Source organism: Borrelia coriaceae (genome assembly GCF_023035295.1).
Lineage (GTDB): Bacteria > Spirochaetota > Spirochaetia > Borreliales > Borreliaceae > Borrelia > Borrelia coriaceae.
This window is the reverse complement of sequence record NZ_CP075083.1, coordinates 95,791-111,196: the sequence shown is the minus strand read 5'-3', so window position 1 is coordinate 111,196 and position 15,406 is coordinate 95,791. Positions and strand designations below refer to the sequence as shown.

Genomic DNA, 15,406 nt, shown 5'->3' with positions numbered 1-15,406 from the left:
AGGAAAAGGAAGGAAGGTGGCTTTACTAGAGTTATTGAAGCAAAAGAAAAAGGAAATATATCCTAAGAATAGAAAAAAGGGTAAAAGCAATATCTTCTCTAAAGTAGAGGAGATTAATAACCGTAAGATATATCATACTAAGATATTCAATGATTTTTATACTTTTGGAATAAGCAAGAACGAGCCAACCAAGTTTTTCATTTCCCTTAGAGGAATTTTTAACATAGAAGATATAAGCATGTTTCATTTATTCTCTATAAGAGATAATGATGATTTTTTGGGTATTTATTATGGTATTAAAAAATTAGATAAAGCGTTTTTAGTAAAGAACTTTAATAAGAGAGAGACTTATACTTTAAGAAAATGCGAGTACATAGAATTTAGATTTAAAAAAGGTGGGGTTTTTTGTTATTTAAGTGGGCTGCATAATTTATTAAAAAAAGATAAGGTTGGAAGTTCCTATTATCAAACTTTACTAAGTATACTCCTAGAATTAGAAAGGGAACTTTATGCATTTTATGGAAAAAAATTACCGGAAGGGGGTATTATTCCAAGATGGATACAAAAGAGACAAAGGTAATTACAGTAGCATCAATCAAGGGAGGAGTTGGTAAGAGTACTACAAGCTTAATATTTGCAACACTTTTATCACAATCTTTTAAAGTATTAATTATAGATATAGATACTCAAGCATCAACAACAAGTTATTATTTTAAGTTTATAAAAGAGAGTGGAGTAGATTTATTTACTAGGAATATATATGAAGTTTTAATATCCAATCTGCATATTGATAGTGCTGTTGTAAAGATTAATAGCAATTTAGATTTGATACCAAGTTATTTAACTTTACACAAATTTAATTCAGAAGCCATCCCATATAAGGAATTTAGATTAAAAGAACAGCTTAGGTTATTAAGTTTTGAGTATGATTACATAATACTTGATACTAACCCTAGCTTAGATTTTACTCTAACTAATGCTTTGGTGTGTAGTGATTATATTATAGTGCCAATTACGGCAGAGAAATGGGCAGTAGAAAGCTTAGATTTATTTAATTTTTTTATAGAAAAATTATCTATAAAAGCTCCTATTTATTTGCTTAATACTAAGTTTAAAAAAAATAATACGCACAGGGAATTACTGAGTATCTTAAAAGAGAATGATAATTTTTTAGGTACAATCTCTGAGAGAGAAGATTTGAATAGAAAGATAGCAAGAAACGATGTTTTTGATTTAAATAAGGATTATATAAAAGAGTATCAAGATACACTGTTAACTTTGATGAATAAGATAAGCATGATGGCTTAAGCTGAGATTATAATTTACGTACACTAAGTGTATGTAAAGATCAAAGGAGGGTTAGAAATGGGAATAGAGGTTAATAAGAGGAATTTAAATAAAGAACTTACACCTGATGAACAGATATCTATTCACTATAATAAGCTTAAGGAAAGATTAAAGATTAATTTTCAAAAAGAGATTTTTTGTAAAATTGAAGCAATGAAAGTGTTAAAAGAAATTAAAGATAATGAATATTACAAACTTGATAATTATGCTACTTTCGATGATTTTGCTAAAGATTACAGACTTGCAAGGACCCAGACTTATAAGTATTTAAAGATCGCTACTGCTATTGAAGAGGGAATTGTTGAAGAGAAGTATGTTATTAATAATGGGATTAATAATACCATGTTCTTGCTTAGAAATAAAGAGGGTGTTAATATAAAAAAATCAAAGCAAAACCCATTAAGACCTTTAAGGTTTCAGCTTAAATGTCCAGATGCTTATGCATTTTATAAGGGAAATGCCAAGCTTACAAGCTTTCTTTTAGAGAAGGTTTTCTCTGATGAAAAAGATTTTTTAACAAAAATAATAACTCAATTTGAGTCTTTAAAAAGGGGGAAGAGATAAGGTAGTAAGTTTATGCTTTAGATTGATTTCTAAGTATTTTTTGTACATAAGCTCATCATATGGAGAGGTCAAAGATTTTAGAAATGAACCTAATACAAGTTAAGCAAAAACTTTAATATTTAGATCATGGTATTTTTGTATAATTATAAATGTTTGTTTAAAATTATCTAGTTTTTGTTTGTTTTGATAAGTTGGTAGGCTTTAAGATAAACAATCATAGATAGCAAAATAACTGATTTTGTAATTTTTTCTAAAAATTTTCTAATTTTTTTCAAAAAAGTTTAGAAAAAATTTGCAAAATGTTTGAAATTGTTATATATTATAGTTAGTACAGATTGACATGCAATGTGTCACTCTTAATATAAGGACCTGTTACCTTAAAGGGTTTATTAGGGATTTTGGGGCCAGAGTTCCTAATAAACCCTTTAGTTTTAGTAGGCTAATAGCAGTATTTTTTCATAAATTCTCTTTTTAGGGCATAAGGCCCTAGCTTGGAAGGGTAGAGATATAGAAATTTTAAAGTATTTGTTTAATTTTGATGTTTTACTTGTTAATTTAAGCTATAAAATTATGAATTTTTATAAGATAATGGGAATTATTATTTATAATATTATGTTTGATTTATCTGTTTTAAACTTATTTTTTATGTTAAAATCATAATTAATATTAAAGTTTATAGGTTTACACGTAAGGCTTAATTTTAAATAATTTTTTAATGATACTTTTCTCCTTTTTGTAGATATTGGGTTTCATCCAATATCTATTTATATTAGATAAATTTACTTTCAAATAAGTTGGTTGTATTTTTATGGTAATTTAATTAATTTGTGTCAATTTCAATATTGAATTTTTGTAAAAACTCATTTACAATTTAAATAAATGATATTTAAAAATAGAAAATCCAGATATAATATCTTGTTTAAATCAAATCTAAGTACAGCCGATATCGCAAAGGTTTTAGGCGTTAGAGAATCTACTGTTTTAAGAGTTAAGTCTAGTTTTTTAGGTGAGCTTGCAAGTGATTTGGATACTGATACTGTTTTTAAGTCTTGTAATAATGTTGATCTGGATGCTCTTGCCAGAGATGTAACATGTGATGCTTATAAGCTTGAGCAAGAGCGTGACAGCTTTTATAAGGCATTTTATAGGATTGCAAATTCTTATGTAAATTCTCATTTTAAAAATAAAAAACTTACTTTGCAATCTGCTTTTAGAAAACTAATTGATGTTAATGAAGATATTTTAAGCTTAGAGAGAGAGATTGTTAATAGTGATGATAAGAATTTGTGCAAAAAACTTAAGTTAAATTTAAAGCACAAAATTTATAAGAGGGATAGAATATCTAGAGAGATTGTTATGAATGGGATGAGAGAAGATCATGAGTGTTTAATTAGATTAAAAGAGATTTTTGATAAAAGTCTTAAATTGGAGTAATCTTGGAATTACATGGTTTGTCAGTTTTTATTAAATTGCAGAAAAGATTTAAACAAAAATTTAATATTGATATTGCTAGATTTTCACAAAATAAGAAAAGAGAAATTGATTTTAATTTATTTGAAAAAAGATATTTAACTTTTAAGCAGAAAAAAGTATTAGAAGAGCTAGATAATAATTTTTGTTCCAAAATAATTTTTAATGGTGGAATATCTAGTGGTAAGACATTCTTAGCATCATATTTGCTTATTAAATTTTTAATTCAAAATAAACATTATTATTGCAAGGATACTAATAATTTTATTGTGGGAAGTTCAATTGGGGCATTGCTTACCAATACGCTTAAGCAGATAGAAAAGATATGTAATCTTTTAAATGTGGAGTATGTTTTAAAGGTTTCTCGTAGTGTTTCATGTACTATTGCAGGACTTACACTTAATGTTTATGGTGGTAAGAATAGTGATTCTTTTTTTAAGATTAGAGGTAGTAATTCTGCTTTGGTATATGTAAATGAAGCAACTTTAATGCATAAAGAGACTTTGCTTGAGATAATGAAAAGGCTTAGACAAAAACCAGCCATCATTATTTTTGATACTAATCCTGATCATCCTGCACATTATTTTAAGACTGATTATATTGATAGGGAGGAGGTTTATAGGACCTATAATTTTAGTATTTATGATAATCCTTTAAATTCGCAAAATTTTATTGAAACTCAAGAGCTAATTTACAAAGATTTGCATGCTTACAAGGCTAGGGTACTTCTTGGGGAATGGACTGCTAGTGCTGATACGTGTTTTAATGAGGTTGTTTTAAATGAAGATTATGAATTTAAAAGTCCAATCATGTATGTTGATCCTGCATTTTCTGTTGGTATGGATAATACCGCCATTTGTGTCCTTGAGAGACTGGGTGATAAGTATTATTCTTATATCTACCAAGATAGAAAACCTATAAGTCATGCATCTATGCTTAATGCAATCAGTGTTCTTGCCGAGAACTTTAATATCAATACTCTTTATATTGAAGATCGGGATAATACAAATGGGTATGGATTTTTAACTAAAACTATGATATCTATTAGGCAAAGTATAAATCATTATTTTAAGATATTAGCAGTTAAGCCTTTAAGTAATAAGTTTGTAAGGATATGTACTTTAATTCCTCTATTTAATGCTCGCAAGATAGAGTTTTTAAAAATTACAAATAAAAATGTTATTAATGATATTTATAGTTATAGCGGTGTTTTTAAAGGCCAAGATGATGCTCTTGATGCTTTGAGTGCTTGTTATTTGCTCTTAAGTCTTGAACATAGATCTCAGCTTAAATATTTTGTCAAAAGTCAATATATATAAGCTGAGTGGATTTAATAAAGGAGATTGTAAATGGGAAGCCACAGTTTCAAAACTGCAGCTTACTCAATTCTTCAAGTCCATTTAATGGTTCAACCATTATAAATGTGACTATAAGCAAGTATAGTGCAATTTTTCAGTATACACATATATTTCTTAAAAATTGTGTCTAAATTTGACTGTTTATTTTTAACGGTTTAAAGTTGTACTTTCGAGTTTGAAAATACTTTCAAAAAAAATTTAAATAAAAATGATTTTGCTTTAAATTGTGCATTCCTATTACATGCAGTATTATTTTTGTATGTTTTTAGATTTAAGAGTGTTATTTATGAGATTTAAAGGTATAAGCATTGAGTGAGTGGCAATCTTTAATAAGCGCACCTATATACTTAATTTTTATTGTATGATATTTATCTGCAAATAAATAGCTTGCAATAATCTTGCAACTTTTGATTTTGTAAAGGGAGTAATTCTATTTTTAAATAGAAGTTTGTTAATTATATTTTGGGTATATTATTAGCGCAAATAGCTTGTGTATACCTTTTTTTTATATATTATTATAATAAGTAATTTTTAAGATATGAGGAGAGGATATTAAAAAATGTTGATATTTAAAAATTTTAAGGTCCTGTCAGTTTTTTTATTATTTTTATATCTTCAAGTTTGCTTTTCTAGCTTTGCTATGTGGCAGGATTGGGTTTTAGATTTTCAAACTGATCAAGCAGGAAGGTTTGTATTTTATAAAGAGGATGCTAATGCGGATTTAGTAGGTATGAGCAGTAAATTGGCAACCTTAAATTTGGATTTTGCAAGTAGTGGGGTAAGAAACTTTGAAAATACATTTGGAGATGTTGATTTCAATATGAGTCATGGTCATTCTTTTAAGAATCGGAAAGAATGGCCAGAAGATATAATGGAACAATTAAAAGGTCCAGCCGTTTCATTTGATGTAGAGAAATTGTTAGATCCTTTTAACAACTTGGATGTATATTTTAGTTTTTTCAAAATACTTTTTACTCATAATGTTAAAGATGGACAAATAGAACCTGGCAGTGATAAAAGTAAAGTTATAACAAAAATAGTAGATGCAAAATTGAAGAGAATAACTATTTTAATTTCAGATGCTGTTAAAGAGATCCTTGGTGCAGATTATTTGCCTGACATTTTACGTGGGATGAGGATGAGAGGATTTAGACCAAGACATTTATTGGTAATACTTTTAGGATTTAAAACTAAGACTGGGGAAGAGGTTAATTTGGAGATGAATTTTGATCACTTCAATATTTTAGAACAGGCTTTAGCGAACAAAGATAAGTTGATTAATGTTGTCAATAAGAATGTTAATGCATTAAAAATAAATTTTGTATTTAAGTCTGGCAAACGTGATAAATTATTTTTGCCAGGAGAAGTTAAATACGATAGTTCTACTTCTAAAATGATATTTCGAAATGAAGGTGAGCAAGATTACAATCAAAATTCTTCAGCAGTAATGCAAAAAGTTGAGGTTATTAGGCTTTCTGTAGGTTATTTTGATGTACTAAAAAATCTTATGACTGTAAATAAGTTAAGAGATTTCCTTGATAGGAATAGGGATGCTATTTTAAAATTGGCAAAACAATGATTAGTTTTTAAATTTAATATATGAAGATTATAATATGTGGGTTTAGTCAAATTTTAATTTTAATCGGTGATATTCATCATTGCTATTAATTCATTTGTGAATCTAAGGATGATAAGTGTGGACTTGTAAGAAAATAGTCTAGATTAACATTGTGATTTTTAAGTATTAAAGATTGTATCTTTGATATTGTCTTTTTCTTGAAATATTGTTTCAAGTATTACTGATTTGAAGTTGTAGTGATAATGAGTATAACAAAAAAATGCGCTTGTATTAAAGCGCATTTTTATTAATCATTTACAGTGATCTAGTCTGATTGTAAAGGTTAAATAACTTGATTTAACACCTTACAATCTTCCCTTAAGAGAAGGACTTATTGTACTAGAGCGTCCATGAAAGTTTTTCTAACTTTGGCATAAGAACCATCTTTGTTCTCGTCACCTTCTGCGAAGCCTAAGTCTTTTAGTACTTGTAAGAACTCTTTTTCAATTTCAGCTGGATTTGCATTTTTATTTTCTTTAGCAGTTTCCATACTCTTTCTTGCATTTAGTGCTTTTAAGAATTTAGTTTCATCAGCATTAATAGCTTGGAATGCAGCGTCAAGTTTAGTCTCTGTGTATGTCTTGCCTGTTGGTGCTGCAGGTAAAAGCTTTCTAATATCATCAAAATTCTTAGTAAGAGGTTTGAGATTTGCGACATCCTTAACAACTTTTATATAATTGGTTCCGCTTCCTGTTCCGGCCAATGATGGGTCATTTTTATCAGTATCGCCACAGCTTAATAAGGTGAATAGTGCCACCATAGTAAATAAAATAATTTTTTTCATTAAACATTCTCCTTCTTATCGTATATCCTTTACACGATAACATAATATATTTATTACAATCATGTTATCATTTTTATTTAAAAAGTACAAGAGCATTATATATTAGTATGAGTTATTAAGTGATAAAATAATTTATTTATGATATTAAAATGATAACTTTAAAATTGTAAGTATTGAGTGATATTCTTTTAATAAGCTTTAATTTTGCTTCTTAAGCTTAAGTTTATTTATTTTAATTTATATATTTATATTTTAATTGTTTTAAATTTTACCTATTTTTAATAGGTATTATTAATTTTGATTGAGACTTAATTTATAATTTATTTTTGTTTAGTTTGTTAAATAATATTGTGTCAATTTATGTATTGATATGTTTATTATTAACAGTAATGATAGCAATTAGGTATTATACTATTTTAATAAAAATATTAAGATATGAAATTTGTTTTATTTTTTGCTATCTTTTTTGTATTTTTTATAGAGTGTAAATAAAAAAACTGAATTACTAAAAGAGATAGAATAATTTTAAGTTATAAAAGTTATAATTGGCATTGTTGTAGTTAGGTCTATTAAACTACATAATAATTGTCTTTTTTGAGAGTTTTTATGAGCTTTAATTTTGCTTCTTAAGCTTTGATTATCCAATGGTAGGTGGTATACCTTTAATAGGTATATTATTGAATATTGTTTTTATTTGTAAAATGTTTAATATTATATATGAACTATATATTAACTTTAAGTATGTCATTATTATTGAAGCTTTTTATTGCTTTACTTAATGATATATATAATTAATATAGTTTTTAGTCTCTTAGGTATATAAAGAACGTCTAAGTGGCAGCTGTGCTTAATTGCTAAGCGAGCGTTGTTATGATACAAGATCCTACACCATAACCTTTAAAGATATGGTGTAGAATTTTATGTTTTTGATATGCATTTATCAAGCTTAATAAAGCTTGAAGTCAGTTGCTGTTTCTTTGATTTCTGGGTATCTGAGTAGTGTGTCTTTTATTAATTTAATCAAATATGAGCTATCAAGTAATATATTGTATGTAGTAATAGTTTGATTTTTGTGGTTTTTAACCTGTATTTGAGCTTCTATGTGTGAAAAATGTGTGAGTGCTGGTATTACTTCTTTATTTTGACCTGGTATCCAAAATGGGTTTGCAGTATCATATCCATCTTCGCCTGATTTTTCTGTTTTATCTGGAGTATATTTTATACCTAGAAATAGGTAGTATGCTCTTGTATTGAAATCTAATTTAGGCTTTCTTGGTAGATTAAAACTTATGACTTCCAGGTGAGAACCAAGATCTTTGACTGTCTCAAATAGTACAATGGGCATAGTGTATGCATTGAACTTATCGTCTTTTTTAATAGGGGATATTGAATAAGAATATCTAAGTTTGTCTTTAAGTGCCTCTATAGGTTTGTTATCTAGATCTTTAATACTTATTGCTGCATTTTTAACCCATGTAACAGTAGACTGAGGAAATGATAGTTTCTTAGAACCTTCTAACACGTTGTATGGTTCGTTTAATTTTGGTTTAAATAGGCTTGCTAGTTCCTCATAAGAGTCATCTGTTCTATTTGTTGGCATTATGTAATTATCAAATTTCATTGAATCTTGTTCAAAGCCTGTCTCCCCAGTTCCTTTATTATTGCATTGTGTGTAAAATATTGCTCCAGGTATTAATAATAAAATCTTCATATCCATAAAATATTACTCCTTAAATTGTTTCATGCTTTTTATTTTAAATACACTTAAGTTGTATTTTGCATGAATCTTAATTATCTCATAAGTTTAAAATTTTATCATCTTAATTAATATTTTAATATTAAAATTAAACTTATTTAATATTAAATCTAATTTTTAATATATTGCTTTTTAAGAATAGTTGTTTATTTGCTTATTTAGTGAGTAGCAATAGGTATAAAATATTACATAAATTATTATATAAATATTGTAAAAGTGTGAGTGATGTCTTAAACTTAATACTTAAGTGATTATGTTATTAAATATTATTTTGATATCAACGTTTTTAATTTTTAGTTGTTCACGTCCATCTTTACCTTTAGAAGATGTTGAGCTTTATCATGATGTTAATGAAGGCGAGCTTAGTGTAAAGAGGATTTTAAGAAATGATTCAGGTTATGTTCGTATGACTTACCCCTTTAATGGTAAGGATAATAAATATTTTGTTTTAGATTTTAATATTGCTACTAAGACTCCTCTTAATCTTTTAAAGGTTTCTTTAAATGGTATTGAAGTTCCTCATGAACAGTTGTATTCGTATTTTGAGCAACCTTTAGAATTGAAAGGGCAAGAGTATATTTTGGATTTTGATGATTCAATAGACTTGTCAGGATTTTATATTTACTTAAATTCCGATTTGGGTGAACATTTAAAATTAATGGAAATTGCAAAAAATGAAGGTCTTAAACTTGAAGTGGAATGTGTTGAGCGTAACAGTGGTGTTAATCGGAAACTTTCTTTTAATTTAAATGTAAATGATGCACAGCAATTATTTGATTTTATTGATCTTATTGATAAGTCTAAAACTCGTTAAAGTTTTTGCTTGGCATTTTTAATAAGATGTGTTTGGTGGAGCATGCATGAGTAAGATTAAGTCACTTTTATTTAAAATATATATTTTGTTTCTTGTATGTTTTTGTACATTTATAATATTGTTTCTTGTTATGTATTTGAAAGACATACGTTTTGATGATGTGTTTGATTTAAAAGAGCGTTACAATACAAATATGTATGATGGTATGATACATCGTCATACTTATTTTAAAGAATTTGACTTGAATAGTAAGATAGAAAATATTTTTTTTAAAGCATCGCATGTTGATCTAAGCTCTGAAGTTTTTAATTCTTTAGACGAGCTAAAGAGAGAAAATATAATCGCGTCTTATCCGTCTTTTACTCTGCGTTTTACAATAGTTGATAAAGGCCGTTTAATGACATTTAAAGATGTGATATTTGATGGAGTTAATGCTAAATTTTATAATTATAAAATAACTAAGCCCGAGTTTACCACATCGGATGAGCCGTATTTCCAAATTATTACTAATGATGCTTTGGATCAGAAATACTTAGGAGAATATCCAGTTAGGGTTGTTAATAAATTTGTCATTACATTTAATGAGGCATTATTTAAGGTTTTACGTGAGCAAGTGAAATTAAAAATTACTCTAGTTGCTCATGATGATGTTGAATATGTGCTTGAGACTTCTAACTTCTTATCTGAAAAGCATTTTAATATTTCACATTAGATTAAAATATCTCTACGTTTTTATTTTTAAAACCCTCTATCTTTTAATTTAATCTTTAGTTATATACTCTTCTTTTTTAAGATTTTTAATAAAAGTTTAAAAATTAAAAGAATTTTTTTGTTTTTTTAATATATTGCTATATATTAGCTTAATATTCAAAAATGAATGATCAAAATTAAACTTTAAATATCAAGAGTTTAAAATTAGATGTTTAAATTTATAGGAATAGGAGATAAAAAATAAAAGAATACTTATGAAAAATTTTTATATTGTTGTTTTATTTTTAGCTATATTAATGTTTAGCTGTAATTTTAGTGATGACATTCTTAAAAATGCTAAGTCATCTAATTTTTCTATGCGCCTAGGTACTGATGTGGGCTTAAATAATATGTTGTCTGATGATATGTTTTATTTGTTTTTTAATGGAATTGCTTCTATTAGTGACAAGATAAAATCAATAGGAAAATCTGATAATCCAGGAATAAAAGACGTTTTTGATGTTAAAAATTCAGAGGCAGTTGTTAGTTCTGGTCTTACTGCTAGTGAGAGCTTAGTAGATAAAGTTACTGAGACTTTTAATGAGATTAAGAATCCAAAGGTAGAGGGTATTGCCTTTAAAGATATGGAAGCTGGTAACTTTAAGCTCCAAGGGCAAATAACAACTACAACAAGTACAAAGTATAGTGTTTTAAATACTAGTAATTTAAACGATGCTAAATTCTTTGAAATACTGTTAGATGATAATTTTAAGGCATTCTTTCAATGGTTAAACAGAAATCAAGATAAGAAAAAATTGATTGATTTGATGAAGAAGTTAGATGAGAGGATAGAGAAGAGTAAGCATAATGATCATTTATTAATGGATAATCTTCAAAAATGGTCAAATTTAAATATTCTTAACATAGATTGCAATACGGAAAATGATATTGTAAGCAGTGATGAGAATGCTCGTCATACTGGTGATGGAGCAGCTTTTGTATACGAATATCTTAAAGACTCTAAAACTAAGAGATATTCTTTAATTTTGTTATTAGAAGGATTATTTAAATCGTTAGATTATTTGGGTCATATTAATGCTTTAAGTGTTAATGTTGGTGAACGTGATGGGGTTAATAAAAAAATCGTAGAGTGGGTGACAAATTGCTTTAGCTCGCTTATTAATGAAATAGACAAAGTAGAAAAAATAAAAGATCCTGTTGTGAAGCCACGCTAAGCATTAATGTGTTAATTGATATACCCTAAAGTTTCCAGGAACTTTAGGGTATTTTATTTAGTTTAAGTTTGTTTAGTTTAGTTACTCCATTTACTCTTAGTAGTTGTCATAAGTTTATATAGATTGTGTAGAGAAGTGATGTTTATATTCGAATATGATTTTTGATTTTTTTAAGAGGTTTTTCTTTAAATTTGAATTTTTTGCTATACACTTTGATTTCAATATTTTAGTTTATGGATTTTGTAAGGAAAATGAATGTGAAGAGTTTTAGTGTTTTCATTTTATTTTTAAGTACCTTTACATTAAGTTGCAAATTCTATGATACTGCTAATGCAAGTGATTTGCAGGCGGATGGAGATAAATTTAGTCAGGGATTTAGTTCTTTTAATGATATACTGCCATTTAGTGATTTAAAAATAAACAAAGATGTTTCTACAGGTTCTCTTAAGGCCCAAGGGACTTCTAGCATCAAAGGTGATGAAAAGAAAGGCAAGGGGACTTCTAAAGATCCTATTAAAGACCAAGAGGCTTCTGGTCTTAAAGGGGTAGGAGTTGCTGGTGCTGGTGCAAAATCATTTGGTGATGATGGAAAAAAAGAGGAAGTTGTTTCTAAAGATTCTCTTAAAAATGAAGGGACTTCTGGTACTGCTGAAGTATTAAAAGTTTCTAAAGAGGTGGAAGTTGCTGGTGTTGATACTGCAAAACCAGCTGGTGGTAATGGAGAGGAAGTAGCTTCTATTTCTGAAAATTATCTTCAAAATCAAGAGACTCTTGTTGCCCAAGGTGCAGGAGTTGGTTCTGTTGGTGATGCAATTGGTGATAGAAGTTTATTTTTTAAGAATACAGATTCTAATAATGCAGAACAAGTAGTTGCTACAGAAGATCTTTTAGTAGGTGCTAGTGAGGGAGTCAATACTTCTGATTTAGGTTTGAAAGTTGCCATACCTACTGATCATGTAAGAGGAGATGTTGTTGCTACTGAAACACAAAATGCGGAAAAAAAGGGTGATAAAACACAAAATACTGAGCTTGCTTCTCTAGATATTAAAGATAATATTACAGTTAATGTTGTTGATGGAACTAAAATTAATATTAATAAGAATAGTAGTAATACTAATGAAAGTATTAATGTAACTAAGGATGGAGTTAATACTGTCATTAAAGGCGTAGAAACTTCTATTAAAACTGCTGATGGGAAAGTTGTAGTAAAAAAACGTACATTGAAGAAAGGTTTAAAAAAGAAAAATTCCAAAAAGCAAGCTTCTAAAAGTAAAACTCCAGAAGCTGCTGTTGTAGGTAACAAGAAAAATGTGGACACTAATATGTCTTCTGTTATAGGCTTGGATTCTGAAGCTTTAGGTAAAGATAAGAATATAGATTTAGATTCAAAATCTGATGAGACTTATGTAATTGAGCGTGTTGAAAAATTAGCAAAATATCTTCAAAGTGCTATTAAGATTAATGGTAAGAAGGTTGAAGAGCAAGACAAATTAGAAGCTGGACGTCAAAAGTTTTTTGAATGGCTCAGTAAGAATGATACTGATCTCTTGAAAAGGAAAGCATTAGTGCAAGATCTTCAAAAGATATATGATCTAATGAAAGATAAAATTGCAGATTCAACAGAGTTGCAGGATTGGTTTCAAATTGTTTCAGATGACATTGGCGATGAAGAGACTAACATTATTGATGTTGAGAGCTATTATGAGCTAAGTAGTGATACAGAGATAGACTTTTTATTGGAACGTACTCTTGAGGATGAGAATTATAGTGGGTTTTCTATAAGCTTATTTATGCAAGCATTGGCAGATACTCTTTATGATATTCAAAATGATAGTCATAAAAGTGGTGAGGAAATATTACAAGAGCTAAAGAGAGTATTTGATGATACTTTTTATAAAATTAGAGGGTTTGAGGAGTTTAAATCTCAAATTGCAGCTGAAGATTAAAAATAATGATGTTAGGAATTTACCCTAGTTTTATAAAAGCTTGAAGGTAAGTTTTTATTTATTTAATAATTGTTTAGGTTTGTTATATTTATGAATGATAGTGGATTTTAAAAATTGTTATTGTGTGCAAGTTGACTTGTACGTTCATTTATATCGTCTTTTATCTTACTATGCTTTGTTTTGATAAAAGCTTGAATTATTACATTAAGTTTAAATTTTATGATGTATATTGGTTTTGATATTTAAAAATAATGATATTTAAAAATGTGAATAAATAATATTTAGGATTGAATAAGGAGGGGAGATATGAAACTTTTTAAAGTTTTATCTATATTCCTAAGTGTCTTGGTATTTAGTTGTAATTTAAGTGATTTCTTTAATAAGGATGATCTTGATGGTAATGCGCAAGGTATGAGAGCGCTTCTTCAAAATGGTTTAAGGGCTCTTATTAATGGTGCGAATTCTTTAGAAGATGAGTTTGAAGATGATGAGGATTATGAGTATTATATTGATGAAGATGGTAATATCGTCTATGTAGAGTATGAGACTGTTGAAGATGATGAGCTATCTGTTATAGAGACTCAGGGTGGAGCTGATGTAGCAGCTGCTAGTGGAGTAGTTATTGCTGGTGCAAGCCAAGGTGCTGTTACTACTCAAGTTGCAGGAGCTATTAATGAAGCTACTAAATTAGAGATTGGGAAAGTTGGGCCTGCTCTGCAACCTGTTGCTCAAACTATGACTGCTTCTGTTGTTGCTCAACCTGCTTTTAAGCCTGTTATAAAATCTGTTCCTGAGCCTGTTTCTAAACCTGCTGTTACTAAGGTTGTTGCTCAACCTTCTGTTCAAAATAATTATAGATCTTCTTATCAATATATTCCTCGTAGATCTGTTAGTCAGCCTCAACACAAAGCAGCTGAGAGAAAAGTTATTAGACAGACTGTTGTTTGCATGGCACACAATAAACGTAGAGGAGATGGAGAGCAAGTAGTAATCAGTGATGATGAGAAAAGAAAACTCGATCGCCTAGAGGAGTACCTTAAAGATGTTATTAAGGTTAGTGGTAAACAAAGTAAATGTGAGACTGCACACCAAAAATTCTTTACTTGGTTGAGAACAAAAGACATTGCTTGTGGTGCTAGAAGAATATTCTTAGCAAGAGATATGAAAAAGGTATATGATCTTATAAAATTAAATGCCAGTCGTTCTTCAGAAATTCAAACTTTGGTTTCTTATGGTGTTAATGGCAATAGTGAGATTTTAAGAGAAGCTGGGATTAGGTCTGCTAGTGACATTAAGAGCGATGCTCATGTAGAAGCTTTGATTAAATGTGCTGTTAGTTCTAAAGAGTGTGCTGGGACTGCTCTAAGTTTATTTTTCCAAAGTCTAGCAAATTCTTTTGACAATTGCTATGATGACAGTGATAGTTCTTTTGAGCGTATACATAAAAAGCTTGAAAATTTATTTAATAAGACTTCTTATACATCAGGTGGTTTTGAGGAGTTACAGTCTAAGATTAGTAATTAAAATTAATAAGAAATCAATAAAATCTATTTAAATACCAATTCATGTTTTACCCTAAAGTTTTACAAACTTTAGGGTAAATTTATTTTTACCCATTTTGTTTAATTTATTTAGTTTTACAAGACAACTTTTGATGCTTGATTTGCATATTTAAAGTTTAGATTAAATAGTTTTTGAGGTTTTATTATTCTAAAGGTTGATTAATACTTGCTTTAGGTATAGACTTTGAGATATATTAATACGCTTAATATGTTTAAGAAATTAATTAATAATTAATCTATTAAATCGATAAAAAATTTCAAT

General features: G+C 28.2%; 13 protein-coding genes. 11 read left to right on the top strand and 2 right to left on the bottom strand.

The window, feature by feature from the left end; all coding sequences use genetic code 11:
• Positions 1-16 precede the first annotated feature (16 nt).
• From bcCo53_RS06115 to bcCo53_RS06090, 6 genes are all read left to right on the top strand, one after another.
• Positions 17-580, top strand: a complete 564-nt coding sequence (locus tag bcCo53_RS06115) for a DUF226 domain-containing protein (RefSeq protein ID WP_025408424.1) — start codon at positions 17-19, stop codon at positions 578-580.
• A complete protein-coding gene (locus bcCo53_RS06110; RefSeq protein ID WP_025408425.1) occupies positions 556-1,308 on the top strand; it encodes a ParA family protein in 753 nt (250 codons plus the stop codon). The genes bcCo53_RS06115 and bcCo53_RS06110 overlap by 25 nt, the downstream gene beginning before the upstream one ends.
• A 57-nt stretch (positions 1,309-1,365) precedes the next feature.
• Complete coding sequence (locus bcCo53_RS06105) at positions 1,366-1,911, top strand: chromosome replication/partitioning protein (RefSeq protein ID WP_025408426.1); 546 nt, start codon at positions 1,366-1,368, stop codon at positions 1,909-1,911.
• 915 nt (positions 1,912-2,826) lie between these two features.
• The gene (locus tag bcCo53_RS06100) at positions 2,827-3,345 is read left to right on the top strand and encodes a hypothetical protein (RefSeq protein WP_241766569.1); all 519 of its coding nucleotides are present in this window, start codon (positions 2,827-2,829) and stop codon (positions 3,343-3,345) included.
• Positions 3,346-3,347: 2 nt separating this feature from the next.
• Entirely contained in the window at positions 3,348-4,700 is a 1,353-nt protein-coding gene (locus tag bcCo53_RS06095) for a PBSX family phage terminase large subunit (RefSeq protein ID WP_025408428.1), read from the top strand.
• 598 nt (positions 4,701-5,298) lie between these two features.
• Complete coding sequence (locus tag bcCo53_RS06090; RefSeq protein ID WP_025408429.1) at positions 5,299-6,318, top strand: hypothetical protein; 1,020 nt, start codon at positions 5,299-5,301, stop codon at positions 6,316-6,318.
• A 370-nt stretch (positions 6,319-6,688) separates the two neighbouring features.
• Here bcCo53_RS06090 and bcCo53_RS06085 read toward each other — a convergent pair whose 3' ends face one another.
• Entirely contained in the window at positions 6,689-7,117 is a 429-nt protein-coding gene (locus tag bcCo53_RS06085; protein WP_246938420.1) for a hypothetical protein, read from the bottom strand.
• 970 nt (positions 7,118-8,087) lie between these two features.
• Positions 8,088-8,858, bottom strand: a complete 771-nt coding sequence (locus tag bcCo53_RS06080) for a BB0158 famile outer surface lipoprotein (protein WP_025408430.1) — start codon at positions 8,856-8,858, stop codon at positions 8,088-8,090.
• 292 nt (positions 8,859-9,150) lie between these two features.
• On the opposite strand from bcCo53_RS06080, the gene bcCo53_RS06075 reads away from it, so the two are divergent.
• From bcCo53_RS06075 to bcCo53_RS06055, 5 genes are all read left to right on the top strand, one after another.
• Entirely contained in the window at positions 9,151-9,711 is a 561-nt protein-coding gene (locus tag bcCo53_RS06075; RefSeq protein ID WP_025408431.1) for a hypothetical protein, read from the top strand.
• A gap of 136 nt (positions 9,712-9,847) precedes the next feature.
• Positions 9,848-10,423 (top strand): hypothetical protein, encoded by a 576-nt coding sequence (locus bcCo53_RS06070; RefSeq protein ID WP_172641928.1) that lies wholly within the window; start codon positions 9,848-9,850, stop codon positions 10,421-10,423.
• A gap of 253 nt (positions 10,424-10,676) precedes the next feature.
• Complete coding sequence (locus bcCo53_RS06065; RefSeq protein ID WP_025408433.1) at positions 10,677-11,636, top strand: hypothetical protein; 960 nt, start codon at positions 10,677-10,679, stop codon at positions 11,634-11,636.
• Between the two features lie 251 nt (positions 11,637-11,887).
• Positions 11,888-13,582, top strand: coding sequence for a hypothetical protein (locus bcCo53_RS06060; RefSeq protein WP_211228811.1), 1,695 nt, complete (start codon positions 11,888-11,890; stop codon positions 13,580-13,582).
• A 306-nt stretch (positions 13,583-13,888) separates the two neighbouring features.
• Positions 13,889-15,106: a hypothetical protein gene (locus bcCo53_RS06055; protein ID WP_025408435.1), complete on the top strand. Its 1,218-nt coding sequence runs from the start codon at positions 13,889-13,891 to the stop codon at positions 15,104-15,106.
• Positions 15,107-15,406: the final 300 nt, after the last annotated feature.